Consider the following 17,924-nt stretch of genomic DNA (forward strand, 5'->3'; position numbering starts at 1 on the left):
TATAACTAAAGATAGAACGTAAATCGGATTACTATACAAGACCTACTTGAAAGGCACTACAAGCGCAATCCAATTGGCAAACTTTCACCAACTAAGGCATTAAGCTCGTCGCTGTTAATCTCAATTTGACTTTCTAAACGCTCAAGCCATTGAACTGGGCATTTGTCTTTTTTGAGTTTGTTCGCCACTTTTTTGCGTAAAGCGCTGAGTTTATCGGATTCACCAACGCTGACTTGGCTCATCAGAACGGCTGCCAAACCTGCTTGCTTACGCTTTTTCCAATCTTCTTTAAGTGTAACTTCTAGGATCGGAAAGAGCTTATTCTCAGCAATTCTTTGCTCTTGCTTTCCAGATAAAAGATGACGGGAGGCAATTCGTCCTATCGTCCACCAAGCAGTATCCGGCTCAGAGGTTTTTTGTAAACGTTTTAGTAACCAATCTATTGCGGTGGTTTTATCTTCATTAGACAAACTCTCTAACGCACCAACCAAACGAATTAAATCGTCACTGGACTTAGTGGTCAGAGCTTTCATCTTGTCACGAGAACGCTGCCCTGTTGGCGAATAGTATTGGCTAAATTGTTTGAACAAGTACGTTTGTTGTTCAATAGATAAACCGCCTGCGATACGACGATATAAAGTCCAATATTGCCCCCAAACAGGCGCGGTGTCGAACTGAGCACCGGCTTTAGTGGCATTCACCACTTGCTGTACACGAGCCAAATCATCCGCAGCGCCAAAGCCAGGACGTAAACAATAGCCCATCAACTGCAACCATTGACGCTCATGCTGAGCACTTTTGGTTCGACCAGATTTAAGACTTAAAAGCTTATCGACCAAACGTCGCGATGTGGCAAGGTTCCAATCATCACGATTACCCAGTAACTGCTCCAAATCCTGTTTAAGAGATTTTACCAAGTCCGGATTTTGCTTTTGACCCGCGCTAGAAAAACACTTCGCTAAATGCTCTTCCGCTTGGCCCATATTGGCATGCAGTAAACCACTTTCATCAGATTGCTCAGAGTCTTGCGAAGAACTAGCTTGGGTTGAAAAATCCAAACGCCATTGGTCTTTCTGGTTGTTCGCGTTTAACACTACTTGCAACACCCCCACTTCGGTCATTTGCACCGATAGCGTTACGGCTGTTTCTTGCGAATCGATGGAGCCATCCAGCTCGGTCATCAAGGTAGAAATATAGTGCAATCCATCTTGATCACGTACTCTGCCAACCACACATTCAAGATGATCGTCAGAGCGATACAAAGGGAACTGTACTTGCTGGCCCAGAGTGACAAAGAACTCTTGTTCTAAGCGAATGGTTTCGCCTTTTAAAGTGCCTTTTGGCAAAATGCCGACAAATTCATTCTCGCCAACTTTAAGGTATAAACTGTGCGCCACGCCACTTTCAATGCGTGTACTTTCGCCTGCTAGGGCGTTTAAATACATGGCGGCACCTTTGGCAACCGCATCGTTAGGTTCGTCTGCAGAGCAGGCTAAAATAGGCTTAGAAGACCAAGTATTCAGCTGTTCTAGTAAACGAGCTTTTAACACAGGACTGTTAAATAAACCGCCGTTAAATAAAACTGCATCTGGCATAATCGAGCCGGTTGCGGCTTCGATTACTGCTCCATGTTGCTGTAAAAAAGCCGCTAAATGCCGTGTGAAAGCAGGATCTGACTCATAAGGCAAACCCAAGGTGTGCATGGCATAATCGCTCTTTTGCACCTTATCATCACTCTTCACCAAAGGAAAAAAACCGTTACGGATTTGTTCTAATAAGGCTTCTCTCGATACATCAAATTTTTGCGAACCACCGATTAAACGACTACCACCACCAAGCACAGTAATGCTTAACGATTCCGGTGCGTCTTTACCTAATAAGGTTTCTTTAGCTTGGCGAGTTTGCTGAACCAAAGCCGCTAAACGTGTAGCAGATAACGCAGAGATTTGCTTAGGATCTAACTGAAACGCCAAGGCTTGATCAAGGTTATCGCCACCAAGCAATAGATGCTCACCTACGGCGATTCGTTTAAGCGAAACGCTTTTCGCCTTTGCTGATGTAGGCTGAATAGCAACCAGACTAAAATCACTGGTGCCTCCACCAATATCGACCACCAAGAGCATTTTTTTATCGACTAACGCGGCGAGTTTTTCGTCATCGCTAATGTAGTGATAACAAGCTGCTTGCGGCTCTTCAAGAAGATATAAATCGTTTAGACCAGCCAGTTTGGCTGCTTCCAAGGTTAACGCTCGCGCTTCTTCATCAAAAGACGCAGGCAAGGTTAACGCTATGGATTGAGATTCTAACGGTGCATCAGCAAAGCGATGATTCCAGCTCTGCTTAATATGCAATAAAAGAATCTTACTCGCTTCAAGTGGGCTAAGTTTTTTAGGAAACTCGCTCGCCCAAGGCAAGATCGCCGAACGACGATCTACCTGACGATGGCTCAACCAGCTTTTCGCACTTTGCACCAATTGCCCAGCTCGACGCTGGCCTAAAGCTAACGCTCCAACACCAACGATTCGTTCTTTATCATGGTGACGCCAGGGTAAAACTGGATCAATTTTACCGATCTCATCTGACGCCAACACATAAATTGCACTCGGTAAATAAGTAAACTCTTGTACCGAGCCATCCGCCATCACTTGCGGAATAGGCAGCAAAGCGGGCGCATTTGCATTCGAATGGTCAGATACTGGAATGTAAGAGACGACACAGTTAGTTGTCCCTAAATCAATCCCAACTCGATAAGCAGAATGAAAAGCTGGTTGTGCCATGGTTTACGACTCCCTAACTTGAAACTCAATTGTCCAACTTAGGTCAGATTGCGTATCGTGCGCTTGCAATAACAGTAAGCCCAATTCGGTAACACGAGCGGTTAAATATACTCGCACCATGTCACCCGCATGATAATGACCCGCGTCTAAACGAACCGATAAAGGATTCAATTCATCGAGTTGAGATATCGAAAAAGACGCAATAACTTTACCAACTGAATGCGCTTCGCTGTTTTTTGATTGGAAAAAACGGAAGGTTACAGTTTCGCCAACAACGAGCGAAAACTCGTTCGGGAGCATTTGCTCTTCGGAACCTTCTTCCAAGCCAAAAGGTGCAACACAAATAGCATCGACAGGTGGCGCCATGCCCGGAATCGCCGGCATTGGGCTAGCTACACCAATGTAATAGTTAGCCGCTAAACCACTTTTAACTTTAACTCCGCCTTCCGCTTGCACTTGGGCATAATAGGTCGCGCCTTTCGCAACCGCGTGATCCAAATGTGATGGCGTCAACATGGTTAACTCTCTGCCGCTCAACGACTCAGACAGCATTGCTGCTAAACGAGTTTCCAGTGTGCTGCGAATTACATTAGCGTTAAACACGCCGCCGTTTAGCAAGATCTTCGTTGGCTTCACATCATGCTGAGCTAAGAACTCACTAATATGACGAGTAATCGCTGGATCACCTTCGTAATCCAAATTGATCGCACTAAAGCCACTGCGCGCTGTTTTTTGAGCTTGCTCACCTAACTGCACTTGCGGGAAGAAACCATCAATCAAAAGCTGCTGCACATCGTGTTGCGTCAAGGTCGCTTTGATGCTGTTATTGAACAAGCTACGACCGCGACTTGGCACAACAACGCTGACTTCTTCTAGATCAGCATTGGATAGCAAACGTTCTTTCGCTTCACGGCAAGCTTGAGTTAAACCGCTGATTTGCCAAGGTTCAAGATTAGTTCCATTTTGTGCTAATTGAGCAGCCAAATGGTAGGTCAACGTCAAATCCATGTTGTCGCCACCAAGTAAGATATGACGACCAACCGCCACGCGCTCTAAGCCAAGAGCACCCTCTTGCTCGACGGCTTGGATCAAGGATAAATCTGTCGTGCCACCGCCCACATCGACAACTAAAATATGCTCGTTCACCTCTAGGCTTTCAGACCAATTTTGTTGATCACTCAACCATGCGTAAAACGCGGCTAATGGCTCTTCAATCAAACGAGCACGCAAGCCAACTTTTTCAGCCGCTTGCTCGGTGATAGCCCGAGCCGCAGGATCAAATGAGGCTGGCACAGTAATGACGACTGTTTGCTCAGCAATCGGCGCATTAGGAAATTGGTTTGCCCAGGCACTGACTAAATGAGCTAACAGGGTTTCTGTCACTTTTGCTGGGGAGACTTTTTCAACTTCTTCCAGAGCATCAACAGGTAAAACCGCTTCATCTGAGCTGACGCGCGAATGGCACAACCAACTTTTAGCGCTTTGCACCAATCGGCCAGAAGATTTTGCACCCAGCTCACGAGCCAACTGACCCACAATAAAAGGCGCTTTACCCCAAGGAAGCTGTAGGTCGCTTTCTAAAAATTCGGTTTTATGGTGGAAATATACAAACGAAGGTAATAAAGGACGAGCATCCACTTGGCCTGCCGCGATAAACTGCGGAATGAGCAATTGTTGAATGCGCCCTACTTGATTCGTTTCTACTTCTGCCTGGTTAGACGGAGAATAATAGACAGCCGAATGCGTGGTACCAAGATCGATACCAATGAAATATTGACTCATGAGCTATACCTCGATTTCAGCTGGCGCTAGAATATTTAAACTTTCGGTATTAGTTACTTTTGGCAAACGAGTTTCAGTCACCTTCCAGCCGGGATGAATAAGCGTACCAACATATGGGCCATCGCCTTCAACTCGACCTTCTAGTTTGATCTGTTTTGCATCATAACCAGATGGCACTTCTACACGACTATTTTCTGCCGCCGTGTTCACTACGTCTGTAGACACGACATCTATGGTAAAGTGTTGCTTCAACACTTTAGAACAACCGGCGTGGATTTGGCGAGATGCCGCCCCCACATCCTCATCGCTGTAATCATCAATGCTTTCTTGAATGAAATCGACGAAACGCGCTTCTTGTTGTAATAGTTGCAATAATTGATGCGCACCATCGGCGTTTACCGTATCCAACACAGGCGCAGCGACTTCGATTTCCCGAATCACTTCTACTTGTTCTGTAATGATTTTTGGTTCAACTTCAAAGGCAAATGGTTCGCCTTGACCAACAGTTTGGCAGCGAGCGGCGTAATCGCCGCTCCCCATATATTTAAAAAACTGACCAAATGCGCCCAAAAAGCGCGGTACAAATGAAACTGGTTTTACTTTATTCGTCATAATTTACCCGTTTTGCGCAGTTTAACCGTTTTGCATCTCTTCAAGCTCTAACCAACGCTCCATAGTTGTCTCAAGCTCTTCTTCTTTATGCGCTAGCTTTGCTAAGGTTTTTTGCACTTTATCCGCATCACCAGCATAAAACTCTGGTGCGCTGGTTGTTACATGTAAAGCTGCAATTTCTTCTTCCAACTTCGCAATAGTCGCTGGCATATCATCAAATTCGCGCTGAATTTTATAACTTAGCTTGGCTTTTGGCTTGGCCTGTACAGCAGATTTCTGATTGGCTTTTTTCGGTTCAGCTTTGGCTTTTTCTTTTTTGCTTGGCGCGTCGTCAGTTTGGGAAGTAGATTCTGTTGGGAATTTACCACCTTGACGAATCCAGTCTTGATAGCCACCAACATATTCTTTCACTCGACCTTCGCCTTCAAAAGCAATAACACTGGTTACAACGTTATCAAGGAAAGCACGGTCATGACTTACCAATAATAAGGTGCCATCATAGTTCATCAGTAACTCTTCAAGAAGCTCCAATGTTTCTACATCAAGATCGTTGGTTGGCTCATCCATAATCAAAAGATTAGCTGGGCGAGTAAATAGCTTCGCCAACAATACACGGTTTCGTTCGCCACCAGACAAGGCTTTTACTGGCGTACGAGCACGCTCAGGTGGAAAAAGGAAATCGCCAAGATAGCCGATAACGTGTTTGTTCTGGCCATTAATTTCGATAACGTCTTTGCCTTCACCCACGTTTTCTGCAACGGTTTGTTCTGGATCAAGTTGCTCACGTAGCTGATCAAAATACGCCACATTAAGTTTAGTTCCTTGACGAACAGTGCCAGTCTCAGGCTCAAGATCCCCTAAAAGAATTTTCAGGAAGGTACTTTTACCACAACCATTTGGACCGATCAGACCAATTCGGTCTCCACGATTCACAATAAAATCCATAGGTTGTAGGATCACTTTGTCAGCAAAGGAGTGACCAACTTGAGTGAATTCCGCTACTAACTTGCCAGACTTGTCTTTGGTCTCAATCGCCATTTTAGCATTACCTTGGCGATTAATACGTTCAGATCGTTCTTCACGTAACGCTTTCAAAGCACGAACTCGGCCTTCATTACGAGTACGGCGAGCTTTAATACCTTGTCGAATCCAAACTTCCTCTTCAGCCAAACGTTTGTCAAATAAAGCATTTGCGCGCTCTTCTTCTTCAAGCATTTTTTCTTTAAAAGCAAGGAACGCAGTAATATTACCACTGAAGGAAATCAAATTACCGCGATCAAGCTCGATGATACGGTTAGCTAATTTCTCAAGGAAGCGACGGTCATGGGTAATGAACAAGATCAAACCACGAAATTGCTGCAGTTGTTGCTCCATCCATTCGATTGTTGGAACATCCAAATGGTTTGTTGGCTCATCCAGTAGCAAGACATCAGGGTTAGAAATTAGCGCTTGCGCTAAAATGACACGACGACGCCAACCACCTGAAAGCTCAGACATTAATTTGTCTGCAGGCAAAGCCAAACGTTGAATCATATGATTCACACGCTGTTCTAGATCCCAACCTTGAATCCGATCTAATTCGGTCTGAATATCGCTTAATTCATTGGAGTGGTCATTCTCGAAATCTTCTAATAGCTTAAAGTAACGCGCCATTAAAAAATGCGCTTCTCCAGCCCCTTCACTCACCACTTCACGAACGGTTTTTTCATTCGCATCAGGTAGTTCCTGTGGCAGCTGCCCGATGGTCATGCCACCTTCTAAACGAACCATACCTTCATCGGCAATTTGCTCACCTGAAATGACTTTTAACAGCGTAGATTTACCTGCACCATTACGTCCAATAATTGCAACACGCTCTCCAGCTTCTGCTGAAAAACTGATTTTTGACAGCAGCGGATTATGCCCAAAAGCTACACTGATCTGTTCTAACGACAATAGACTCATATCTATCCATATAAAGTAAAAATTTTGTGGCGGTATAGTATCATCCTTCTAGGCGAAGGTTGAGCAAATAGACGAGACTAGATATTAAAAAGAAACAGTTTTTTGCTCGCAAAAAATATTTCCAGCAACTTTGATCATAAAATCACGATTTATTCTTGCTATTGTGTGCACAAGGTTTAATCAAAAACGCTTTCTTCCTTATTATTTACGAATATACTAACCCCCACATAATGATAATTTTTATATTTCATGGAGTATTTGAATGGAGCTTAAAAGCAAGGTAGGGCCAATTACCGCTGTGGTCGTTGCCGTCGCTACCGTAACCTGGATGTTTGCAGGAGGCAATGGCATTACGGTTAGCCCAACAGAAAACAAACAGAATGAAGGTACTGTTTCATCTCAGGCAAAAGAAAGCAAACTAGCGTATCCAGTTCAAGCCAAAACATTAATAACTAAAACCATTGAAATGCACTTGCCATTAAGCGGAAAGACATTAGCAGATGAGACTTTGCAGCTTATCAATAGTTATCAAGGACGCATAATAAAACTACCTATCGAAAAAGGGCGTTTCATTAAAAAAGGCACCTCTATAGTACAAATAGATACTCGTACTCTTAAGGTTCAAATAGAACAAGCTGGTTTACTCGTCAAACAAAAACAGCTTGAACTAGATGGCATCAGAAAACTGAATGCAGGCAACTTGACTTCAAAGGTCAATCTAGCCCAAGCGGAAACAGATCTTGCTTCTGCAAAAGCGACAGAAAAATCATTATTAGTTGATTTAGAGAATGCAAATGTAACCGCGCCCTTCTCAGGCATACTAAATACCTTAGAGGTCCAAGAAGGACAAGTATTAGCTGTTGGTGCAACAATTGGCACCCTAGTTTCAGTGAACCCGATAAAAGTTAGTGTCAATATTCCACAAAATAAAATTCAACTCATAAAACTTGGCACTCAAGGCAACATTCGCCTTGAATCTGGCTATGAAGCCGAAGGGTTCGTTTCCTATATTAGTTCAACAGCTAACGAATCTAGCCGAACCATCAGTGTCGAAATGCAAGTTGAAAACCCTGGCAACACTATACCTGCCGGCTTAACTGCTGCCGTTGATTTCATTTTAGATCAACAAAGAGCTCATGCTTTTTCGCCAGCACTACTCACTTTAGATAATTCAGGTAGAACGGCCATAAAAACTATCAACATCGATAATACTGTTGTTGTATCACCTGTTGAAATCATTAAATCAGAACGCGATCAAGTTTGGGTGCGCGGCCTTCCCGATAATGTAAACATTATTACCGTCGGACAAGGTTTTGTGTCTGCGGGCGATAAAGTCGAAGCCCATTATCAAAACTAAGGAGGCCCACAATGCAAACATTGATTGAGGCAGCCTTAGCTCGCTCTCGTACCGTAATGATGTTTTTCGTCCTCATATTGATTATGGGCACGGTTTCTTATATCGAAATAGCAAAAGAAAGTGACCCCGATATTACCATTCCAATGGCTTATGTCTCCGTCTCTCTAGATGGCATTTCACCAGAAGATGCCGACAGCTTGTTGGTTCATCCGTTAGAAAAAGAACTCAAAGGACTAGAAGGCTTAAAAGAACTAAAATCTACCGCCTCAGAAGGCCATGCCTCTATCATGTTGGAGTTCGAGTCTGGCGTAAATATTGACCAAGCAATTAGCGACACTAAAGATAAGGTAGACCGAGCAAAAAGTGAATTACCGGACGATGCAGACGAACCAACAGTCACCGAAATTAATCTTTCAACCTTTCCTGTGTTACGTGTCAACTTATCAGGCAATGTTAGCTTCGCCACACTTAGTCGCACAGCAAAAAGCCTACAAGACTCTATTGAAGCAATTGATGGTGTTTTAGAGGCCAAAATCAGCGGTGATCGTGATCAACAAGCGCAGATCATCATTCGCCCAGAGCAACTCGAATCATATAATTTATCATTATCTGACGTGGCCAACTTCGTTTCTGGCAACAATCGTTTGGTGGCTGCAGGCAATCTAGACACCGGGGCTGGACGCTTCTCTTTAAAAGTCCCAGGCTTACTCAAGACAAAAGAAGACATTCTAAATTTGCCAATTAAAGCTGATGGTGATCAAGTCGTCTTACTAGGCGATATTGCGACAGGTGAACTAACATTTGAAGATCCAACCAGTTACGCTCGAGTAGAGGGCAAACGCAGTATAACACTTGCAGTATCCAAACGAGTCGGTGTAAATATTATAGAGACCATTGAAGCAATTAAAGCCGTTGTAAAGAACGAAAGCGAACAGTGGCCAAATGGTGTCGAATACAACCTTACCGGCGATAAATCCACCGACATTGAAACCTCTCTAAACGACCTATTTAATAACGTTCTAGCGGCAACGTTACTAGTAATGATAGTTATAGTCTGGGCACTTGGGGTACGAAGTGCTTTCTTGGTCGGTTTAGCCATTCCAGGGGCCTTCCTTTCAGGAATTTTAATTCTCGATTTACAAGGCTACACCATTAATATGGTGGTTCTTTTTGCATTAATACTTAGTGTCGGCATGCTAGTTGATGGAGCCATTGTAGTCACCGAGTACGCAGATCGAAAACTGGCTGAAGGTGCATCTAAGCGACAAGCCTACAGCGAAGCAGCAAAGCGCATGGCTTGGCCAATCACTGCTTCTACCGCCACTACTTTAGCGGTGTTCATGCCGTTACTCTTCTGGCCCGACATAGTCGGAGAATTCATGCGGTTCATGCCTATTACCATTATTGCAACTCTTGCCTCGTCTTTAGTCATGGCATTAATTGTATTGCCAACCATCGGTTCTATTATCGGCAAAAAAGGTGCCTATACAGAAAAAACCATGCATGCCTTACGCATCACTGAAACAGGTGACCTAAAAGAACTTACTGGCCCCACAGGTTTCTACGGAAGAACACTAACTCGCTTAGTCGAATATCCTATTTGGGTTTTACTATTCACCATTGTTCTGCTGCTTAGTATTTTTGCTAGTTATGGTAAATTTGGTAAAGGCATTGAGTTCTTTCCTAGTATCGAACCTGAATCAGCCAACCTAGATATACGTGCCCGTGGTGATTTATCTCTGGAAGAAAAAGATGAGTTAGTAAGACTGGTTGAACAGCAAGTTATTGGTAATCCTTCACTAAAAAGCGTTGTTTCAACAACTTATGCCACCCCAGGCAACAATGCGGCACCGGATAGTATTGGCTCAATCAGTATGGAGTTTATTGAATGGTACAAAAGAGCCCCTGCTGGCGTTATTTTAGATCGCATACGAGAAAGAACTAAGCAAATCCCCGGCATTGAAATAAGCGCCGAGAAAGAACAAGGCGGGCCACAATCTGGGGCTGATATCCAGCTACAGCTTAGTTCAAATTACACCGAAGCCCTCAATCTCGCTGCTGATGAAATAAGTAAACAGCTTTTGTTAAGGGATGAAATTATCACGGTTAGTGATGACAGATCTCTCGCTGGGATAGAATGGCGTATCGACATTAATCGCGAAGAGGCAAGTCGCTACAATGTTGACGTCAATAGTCTTGGTAATGTTATTAAACTTGTCACCACCGGCATAACTTTAAGCGATTTTTTGCCCGAAGGTGCTGACGACAAAATTGATATCGTTTTACGCTACCCGGTGAATCAACGCAGCCTCGATCAATTGGATCAACTACAGGTTCCAACAAACCAAGGCAGCATTCCAGCCAGCAACTTTATTCATCGATATGCAGCACCAAAGCAAGGAGTGATAAACAGGACCGATGGCAAAAAAACCATTAAAATTGATGCCGACGTGAAAGACGGCTTAGTCGTTGATGAAGTAATAAAAGCCATAAAAGTAAAACTAGATGCTGCTGGTATTGATAAAGCTGTCAGTTATGAGTTCCGTGGCAACACCGAAGATCAACAAAAATCCATGATATTTTTAATCAAAGCATTTGGCGTAGCTTTTTTCATCATGGCGATCATTCTTGTCACTCAATTTAACAACTTCTTCCAATGCTTATTAATTCTGAGTGCGGTGATCTTTTCAACCATGGGTGTATTCATTGGCCTAATGGTAAAAGGGCAGCCGTTCGGTATTGTAATGAGTGGAGTTGGTGTTATCGCTTTGGCAGGCATTGTGGTTAACAACAATATTGTTCTAATCGACACTTTCAACGGTTTGCGTAAACAAGGCATGATGGTACGTGAAGCGGCTATTAGAACAGGTGTTCAGCGTCTAAGACCTGTTATGCTAACCACTATTACGACCATTCTTGGTTTGGTTCCAATGGTTTTTCAATTTAATATTGATCTCGTGCACCAATCCTTTAGTATCGGCGCACCATCGGCTCAATGGTGGACACAACTATCTACTGCTATTGCTGGAGGCCTCACCTTCGCCACGCCATTAACGCTTATTCTGACGCCCTGTTTATTGGTTTTAGGTTACCGACGTAAAGAGCGAAAGCAGCTCCAAGCATTAGAAGAGCAGACAATGGAAGGAGAAAATCCAAAGGGAGAAAAACAAGAGCAGTCGTTTAATACAGCTGACAACAACTCCCCCGACAAAGACAGTTAAAATTTAGCTGTAAAAATGCGATAACCGAATAGAAAAAGCGGACTTAGAAAACATTCTAAGTCCGCTTTTTTGTTTGCCCAGCGAAGCTGGCAAACCCGTCAGGTTGTAAGAAACCTGTCTCACCCCGACTGGGGGGAAGAGAATCCGAATCGCAAGGGCGTTGCTGGCCAACGGCAGGGTCTGAAGGAAGCGATAGGAAGTTAACAGTACACAACGCAAGTGAACCTGCTTCGGCAGTTTAGGTGGGTAAGCGTGCAAAATAGCGCAAAGCCCGATACTCAGTCAGACCTAGGCTGTGTTTGAGGGTGGCATTGTTAACAGGGCGTCAGTGCAGTAACTGGGGAAGCCTGGCATCCAATCCGGTCTTGAATTGGAAGCATGCGTTCGAGGTGTGAGCCAAGGCGTGTGTTGGTGTGAGGTGGCAGATGAATCCGTAGTAGTGAGTAAAGCTCAGCCAATGAAACCCAGTAATGGTGTGGAGGAGAAAACTGAGCTGACCAACAGCATGACGTTTGTTGGGGCATCGTTTAGTCAAAAGCTAATCGGTGTTGCGAAGGGAGGAAGTAAGCTTTAAGTCTGTGATGAGCAGATGTTTTTTTTTAGTGGTACACGAACTGACGAATAATCGGGGTCTTCCAGCGTGGTGATCTGTGGAAGCAGAAAACTGGAGTTGGAAACCGTACGAGGGAGTAGATCTGACACCGTTTTAGTAAATTGCCATTGAGCTAGAAGGCTAAACCTCAGAGCGAAATAGACCAACATGAAGAAGAAACATTTTGTCCCCACACAGCGCACAACCCAAGAGGAGAGGCACCGAGTTTATTACAGCATGTATGGTCACTTGCTGAGTAAGGAGAGACTGTACAAAGGCTTCAAAAAGGTGTGGAAAGCAAAAGGCGCGGCTGGCATAGATAAGCAGAGCCTGAGTGACTTCGCCTCGAAGTTGAGTGATGAACTGGATCAACTTCTTCTTGAACTGAAAACCAAGCAGTATCAACCGCGTCCAGTCAGACGGGTAGAAATCCCCAAAGCGGACGGTGGTGTGCGATTGCTTGGGATCCCGACCGTTCGGGATCGAGTCGTTCAACAAACCCTAACCGACATCCTTACGCCCATTTTTGAAGAACAGTTCCATCCCTCGAGTTTTGGCTATCGACCAAAGCGAAGCTGTCATGATGCGATCAACAAAGCCACGATGTTTATGCGCCGTTATAGCCTAAACCATGTGGTGGATATGGATCTATCAAAATGCTTTGATCGACTGGATCATGGCTTAATTTTAAAAAGCCTGAGAAAGCGAATCACAGACGGCAGTGTGTTGAAGCTGATAGAACAGTTCCTAAAAAGTGGCGTAATGGTTGGTACGGATTGGCAAGAAACAGAGCAAGGTAGTCCGCAAGGAGGGGTGATCAGCCCCTTGATAGCAAACGTCTACTTAGATGAGTTTGACCAACAAATGCGTCAAAGAGGTCATCGAATCGTGCGCTATGCGGATGATATCCTGATTCTGTGTCGTAGCCGAGCGGGTGCAGAGAATGCACGAGCACAGGCAACGATCATCTTGGAGAAACAGCTTAAGCTCAAAGTGAACGAAGAAAAGACGCACCTTACGCACAGTCGTGAGGGAGTGAAGTTTTTAGGCGTGGAGATCGGAAGTCGATATACCCGAATCCAAACCAAGAAACTGGACTTGTTCAAACAACGGCTTAAGCAGATGACGAAACGAAACGGCGGTAAACCGTTGAGTGATGTGATCAAACAGCTGAATCCGCTATTAAGAGGGTTCAGACAGTACTTCAGGATTGCCAATGCGAGTGGTGAATTCAAGAAAATCGCCCAATGGTTAAGGAGACGGCTTCGCAGTGCTCAACTAAAATTATGGAAGAAACCTAAACGGCTGCATCGAAGGCTCAAGCAACTGGGCTACAAGCCGCCGTTTAAGTACATCTCGATGACCAGTTGGAGAAATGCAGCGAGTCCATTAGCCAGCCACGCGATGCCAAACAAATGGTTCGATGAGCAAGGTTTGGTGAATCTTGAAGAAGTGAGAACGGGGTATGTGTTCAGTGTTTATACTGAATGGAAGTTTGCATGAGCCGTATACGAGGTCCGTACGTACGGTTCTGTGAGAGGGATGAGGCGGCAACGCCTCACCCTACTCGATATTTATAGCTTGCTGTTCAACTATACTTGTCGGCTTTTGGGAATGATTAATGGTGTACCCGAAACAGGATCTTCCAGAATCATACAGGGTAAGCCAAATACGTCTTCAATAAGTGCTTCAGTGACTATGTCTTTGGGGGCGCCAGAGGCAATGATTTTTCCTGCTTTCATAGCAATAAGATTGTCAGCGTATCGGCAAGCGTGATTAAGGTCATGCAGAACCGCCACCATGGTATGACCTTGTAGGCGGTTTAAGTCTTGAAATAAATCCATCAGCTCAATTTGATGAGCGATATCTAAGTACGTTGTTGGCTCATCTAATAACAGTAATGGCGTTTCTTGAGCCAATGCCATTGCTACCCATACACGTTGTTTTTGCCCTCCAGAAAGTTGATCAACATGATGCTGAGCGAACTCCATTATGCCCGTTGCTTTCATTGCAGACTCTACGGCTATCTGGTCTTGTTCGCGCCAAGGCTGAAACCATTTCTGATGGGGGAAACGGCCACGAGCGACTAAATCGACCACTTTTATGCCATCTGGAGCAATTGCGCTTTGTGGTAAGAGCCCCAGTATTTTTGCTACCTCACGGGTTGGTAAGCTATGAATGTCTTGGCCATTTAGTCGTACTTGGCCAGATGTTGGTGGCAGCAATCTACTCAGTGCTCTTAGTAAAGTGGATTTTCCACAGCCATTTGGGCCAACAATAATACTGAACTTACCTTCAGGAATATCAACCGAGAGATTGTTGGCGATGATTGTTTGATCGTAACCGAGGGTAACAGATTGGGTCGACAAAGAAAGTTCTGGCAAAGCTTGATAGTCTGTATCGTTTGATTTGTTCTGCTGAATTTCTGTGACTGTTGCTGTCATTTTCTTCCCTCACGAATAATTAAAAACACTAAATAAATACCACCCAAGCTCACGGTGATGAGTCCTACCGGTAATGTCGAGCCTTCCCAGCCATGTTGCGCGATAAAATCTGCGCTAAGTAATAACAAGCCGCCGACTAGAGCGGATGATCCTAATGAGGTGCTCGCGCTGTTTTCAAGACGTTTTGCTATCTGAGGCGCGGCCAGAGCAATGAAGGCTATTGGGCCTGTGATGGCGGTGGCTACAGCGGTTAGAGCAACGCCAACAAACATTAGGGCGAGACGGGTTTTATTCACTGAAACGCCCAGCGCCGCCGCGGTATCGTCGCCCATTTCGAGTAATTTCATACGAGTATTAAGCAAAAAAGCACAAAGGATAAAGACCGTAATGAGTACCGCTGCTGGCAATATGCGCGCCCAGGTCATACCATTGAGTGTGCCTGCACTCCATAGCGCTGCTGTCATTGCTGTTTCCAATGAAACGCTGAGTATCAGCCATTGGTTAAACGCAGAAAGGGTGGCACTAATCGCGATGCCTACAATGATTAATCGAAAACCGGAATGGCCATCTCTATAGGCAAAAATATAAACGAGCAAGGCAGAAAAAAGACCGCCCAGAATTGCGCCCAATACACTGAACCAGTAGAGATTGCTAAACAAAGCAATAGACAGCAAAACCCCGGTAAAGGCGCCCACATTAAAGCCAGTGATGTCAGGGCTACCCAAAGGGTTACGAACCAATGATTGGAATACGGCACCGCTGATTCCTAGCGCCGCACCGATTACTAAGGCGGCAAACAATCTAGATGCTCGCCATTGCCACACAACAATGGATTGATATGGGTCTGCTTGACCTGTGATAAGTTGCCAAATATCTTGAGTATTTTCGGCAATGTGTTGGCCAAAAAAAAGTGTGGCAATGATCAACGCAAGAGTAAAAGAACAAATGATTTGCTTTGGGTAGTGGCTGATAACATTGGTTATTGTCAGTGTGTAGGTACGATAGATCTTCATAGTCCAGAAGCTCCTTTTTTGCGCACTAAATAAATCAGAATAGGTGCGCCGATAAACGCGGTCACAATAGAAACCCGTAACTCCCCAACAATTAATACACGCCCGATGATGTCAGCAATTAATAGCAATATAGGCGTTAGGATAAAGCAAAAGGGGATGATCCAACGTTGATCTGGGCCCACCATCCAGCGAGCAATATGCGGCATCATAAGACTGACAAAACCAATGGGTCCAGCCGCCGCAGTGGCAGCGCCACAGAGCAATGTAACTGCTATTAGCCCTAACAACTGAATTCGAGCGGGTTTGCTGCCCAGTGCTGAGGCCAAAGAATCGCCTAATCCAAATGCATTAAGAGCTGGGGTAATCGATATGGCTAATAAACAGCCACCGATGACAATAGGGGCGATAAATAATGGGACAGATAACGAGCGAATATCTAGACTACCAACTGCCCAAAAACGCATCTGATCAAATGCACTTGGATTAAAAAGAGTAAGGCCAGAGCTAATACCGCCAAATACGGCGCCAAGGGCAACCCCTGCTAGCGTAAGTTTCAGAGGGTCGGTTTTACCGCCGCCAATGCTGCCAACGAAATATACTAATAAACTGGCTAAAAAAGCGCCCAGAGCCGCGTAGCCAAAAAATTGAGTCAGCTGAGTTGCGCCTAAAAAGACGATGGCAATTGCTATGGCTAAACTGGCGCCTAAGTTAACGCCAAGAATGCCGGGATCCGCCAAAGGATTTCGGGTTATCGCCTGAATCAGTGCGCCAGACGTTCCAAGCGCCATACCGACAAAAAGCCCATTTAAAGTGCGTGGTAAACGACCTTCAATAACAATGGTTTTGGTAAGTCCATGTTCTTTGCCCATGAAGATATTCCACAGAATGTCCATGGAAATCGGCTTAGCCCCAATGCATAAACTGGCGATCATAATAATGAATAAAAATAGCAGCAATGCGAATAACCAAGCATATCGCTTGCTCTTTGACGCGGACATTGTGTTATTGGTCATGACTTTTCACGTCCAAACAGTGCTTGTAATCGTTTTAATAAATTGGTTGCGCTGTAATAGTCCAAGCGAAAGGTATCATCGCCAACAGCGAATACCTGTTTGTTTTGTACTGAGCTTGTTTCATGTAAATAAGGGTTATCTATAAAGGCTTGTTCTCTATCTGAGCTGGCTGAAAACAGCAGTGTAGTGTTGCCAGTTACCGCATCAGGAAACCTTTCCCCAGTAGCGATGATAATGTCATGACGAATCCCCATGCTGATATTGCCTTTTACGCTCTCGGGGATGTCAGCTAGAGTAAAGCCAAGTTCTTGTAATAATCGACCCTGTGCTGACTCTGAGGTCCAAATATTGGCACCAGTGTCGTCTTGGTAGTAGACCATGGCCGTGGTCGGTTGAGGCGGTAGATTAATTGTAGTTTTGGTGTGTTTCACTTCTTGTTCGAAGTGCTGGATCATGGTTTTCGCTTGTTCTTCTAAACCAAGAATGTCGCCAAAGATGTTTGCTAATTGCATCCAGCTTTTGTCGTCATACGCAATGACCAATGTGGGTGCGATATCTTTAAGTTGCTCATAAAGCTTGATGGCGGAATCGCCACCTGTTGCAGAAATGATGATCAGATCTGGGTTGGCTTTGATTATCGCTTCGGCATTGGGTTCGGTCTGATATAGGGGGATGATACCTCGAGTTTCTGCGATATCTGCCCACTGGCGCATGAACCCTTGTTCAGATGCAACGCTGGTATTCGCCATGGTGGCGCCAGAACCAACAAGTGGTGCCTTGATGGCGAGTAAAGTACCCGTCAAGGTGACGCTGGTGGACACAATTCTGGTTGGTTTTTTATTGAGGGTGAGTGAACCTTCAGGGGTCATGATTGTTCTTGGCCAACCCGATGAGCTTTTTTCTACCTGATCTATTTTTAATTGTGATTTGTCTGGTAAGGCTGGAGGTGATTGATCACAGCTTGCTAAAGTGAGACTTAAAAAAAGAAGAGCGAAAACTTGTTTGAAGTGTGTCATAAAACGAACCATGTCTAAAATCCTGTAGACTAAGAAGAACGCGTCATTATATAGATGAGAATAGAATATTTATACTATTGATAATCATCTCTATTTATTTTTTGTGTCTCTATCTGCTACACAGTAAAACACCAAAAGTTTATGCTATGAGGG

At 44.6% G+C, this 17,924-nt stretch carries 12 protein-coding genes; 4 read left to right on the plus strand and 8 right to left on the minus strand.

Annotation, left to right across the window (positions count from 1 at the left end; translation table 11 throughout):
* Positions 1-56 precede the first annotated feature (56 nt).
* The 4 genes from B6N13_RS15410 to B6N13_RS15425 are packed head-to-tail and all read right to left on the minus strand — an operon-like array spanning position 57 to position 7,115.
* Positions 57-2,777, minus strand: coding sequence for a hsp70 family protein (locus tag B6N13_RS15410; RefSeq protein WP_169459881.1), 2,721 nt, complete (start codon positions 2,775-2,777; stop codon positions 57-59).
* Positions 2,778-2,780: 3 nt separating this feature from the next.
* The gene (locus B6N13_RS15415; RefSeq protein ID WP_169459882.1) at positions 2,781-4,559 is read right to left on the minus strand and encodes an Hsp70 family protein; all 1,779 of its coding nucleotides are present in this window, start codon (positions 4,557-4,559) and stop codon (positions 2,781-2,783) included.
* A gap of 3 nt (positions 4,560-4,562) precedes the next feature.
* Positions 4,563-5,171, minus strand: a complete 609-nt coding sequence (locus tag B6N13_RS15420) for a DUF2760 domain-containing protein (protein ID WP_169459883.1) — start codon at positions 5,169-5,171, stop codon at positions 4,563-4,565.
* A 21-nt stretch (positions 5,172-5,192) separates the two neighbouring features.
* The gene (locus B6N13_RS15425) at positions 5,193-7,115 is read right to left on the minus strand and encodes an ATP-binding cassette domain-containing protein (protein ID WP_169459884.1); all 1,923 of its coding nucleotides are present in this window, start codon (positions 7,113-7,115) and stop codon (positions 5,193-5,195) included.
* Positions 7,116-7,377: 262 nt separating this feature from the next.
* On the opposite strand from B6N13_RS15425, the gene B6N13_RS15430 reads away from it, so the two are divergent.
* The 4 genes from B6N13_RS15430 to ltrA all read left to right on the plus strand — a co-directional run bounded on the left by B6N13_RS15430 (position 7,378) and on the right by ltrA (position 13,788).
* Complete coding sequence (locus tag B6N13_RS15430; protein WP_012069752.1) at positions 7,378-8,472, plus strand: efflux RND transporter periplasmic adaptor subunit; 1,095 nt, start codon at positions 7,378-7,380, stop codon at positions 8,470-8,472.
* 11 nt (positions 8,473-8,483) lie between these two features.
* The gene (locus B6N13_RS15435) at positions 8,484-11,693 is read left to right on the plus strand and encodes an efflux RND transporter permease subunit (RefSeq protein WP_169459885.1); all 3,210 of its coding nucleotides are present in this window, start codon (positions 8,484-8,486) and stop codon (positions 11,691-11,693) included.
* Positions 11,694-12,063: 370 nt separating this feature from the next.
* The gene (locus B6N13_RS15440) at positions 12,064-12,267 is read left to right on the plus strand and encodes a hypothetical protein (protein ID WP_169459811.1); all 204 of its coding nucleotides are present in this window, start codon (positions 12,064-12,066) and stop codon (positions 12,265-12,267) included.
* A gap of 255 nt (positions 12,268-12,522) precedes the next feature.
* A complete protein-coding gene (gene ltrA, locus B6N13_RS15445; RefSeq protein WP_248280358.1) occupies positions 12,523-13,788 on the plus strand; it encodes a group II intron reverse transcriptase/maturase in 1,266 nt (421 codons plus the stop codon).
* Positions 13,789-13,877: 89 nt separating this feature from the next.
* On the opposite strand, the gene B6N13_RS15450 is transcribed toward ltrA, so the two are convergent.
* The 4 genes from B6N13_RS15450 to fepB are packed head-to-tail and all read right to left on the minus strand — an operon-like array spanning position 13,878 to position 17,783.
* The gene (locus B6N13_RS15450) at positions 13,878-14,729 is read right to left on the minus strand and encodes an ABC transporter ATP-binding protein (protein WP_169459887.1); all 852 of its coding nucleotides are present in this window, start codon (positions 14,727-14,729) and stop codon (positions 13,878-13,880) included.
* Complete coding sequence (locus tag B6N13_RS15455) at positions 14,726-15,742, minus strand: iron chelate uptake ABC transporter family permease subunit (RefSeq protein ID WP_169459888.1); 1,017 nt, start codon at positions 15,740-15,742, stop codon at positions 14,726-14,728. Before B6N13_RS15455 ends, B6N13_RS15450 begins: the two co-directional genes overlap by 4 nt.
* Positions 15,739-16,755, minus strand: a complete 1,017-nt coding sequence (fepD, locus tag B6N13_RS15460; RefSeq protein ID WP_248280352.1) for a Fe(3+)-siderophore ABC transporter permease — start codon at positions 16,753-16,755, stop codon at positions 15,739-15,741. Before fepD ends, B6N13_RS15455 begins: the two co-directional genes overlap by 4 nt.
* Positions 16,752-17,783 carry a Fe2+-enterobactin ABC transporter substrate-binding protein gene (gene fepB / locus B6N13_RS15465; RefSeq protein ID WP_248280353.1) on the minus strand — a complete coding sequence of 344 codons (1,032 nt, stop codon included), beginning with the start codon at positions 17,781-17,783 and terminating at the stop codon, positions 16,752-16,754. The genes fepD and fepB overlap by 4 nt, the downstream gene beginning before the upstream one ends.
* Positions 17,784-17,924: the final 141 nt, after the last annotated feature.

It is taken from the genome of Marinomonas sp. UCMA 3892, assembly GCF_012726345.1.
GTDB lineage: Bacteria > Pseudomonadota > Gammaproteobacteria > Pseudomonadales > Marinomonadaceae > Marinomonas.

Coding starts and splice junctions, on each gene's coding strand:
- B6N13_RS15410 (WP_169459881.1), bottom strand. CDS start 2,777: ATGGCACAACCAGCTTTTCATTCTGCTTATCGAGTTGGGATTGATTTA.
- B6N13_RS15415 (WP_169459882.1), bottom strand. CDS start 4,559: ATGAGTCAATATTTCATTGGTATCGATCTTGGTACCACGCATTCGGCT.
- B6N13_RS15420 (WP_169459883.1), bottom strand. CDS start 5,171: ATGACGAATAAAGTAAAACCAGTTTCATTTGTACCGCGCTTTTTGGGC.
- B6N13_RS15425 (WP_169459884.1), bottom strand. CDS start 7,115: ATGAGTCTATTGTCGTTAGAACAGATCAGTGTAGCTTTTGGGCATAAT.
- B6N13_RS15430 (WP_012069752.1), top strand. CDS start 7,378: ATGGAGCTTAAAAGCAAGGTAGGGCCAATTACCGCTGTGGTCGTTGCC.
- B6N13_RS15435 (WP_169459885.1), top strand. CDS start 8,484: ATGCAAACATTGATTGAGGCAGCCTTAGCTCGCTCTCGTACCGTAATG.
- ltrA (WP_248280358.1), top strand. CDS start 12,523: ATGTATGGTCACTTGCTGAGTAAGGAGAGACTGTACAAAGGCTTCAAA.
- B6N13_RS15450 (WP_169459887.1), bottom strand. CDS start 14,729: ATGACAGCAACAGTCACAGAAATTCAGCAGAACAAATCAAACGATACA.
- B6N13_RS15455 (WP_169459888.1), bottom strand. CDS start 15,742: ATGAAGATCTATCGTACCTACACACTGACAATAACCAATGTTATCAGC.
- fepD (WP_248280352.1), bottom strand. CDS start 16,755: ATGACCAATAACACAATGTCCGCGTCAAAGAGCAAGCGATATGCTTGG.
- fepB (WP_248280353.1), bottom strand. CDS start 17,783: ATGGTTCGTTTTATGACACACTTCAAACAAGTTTTCGCTCTTCTTTTT.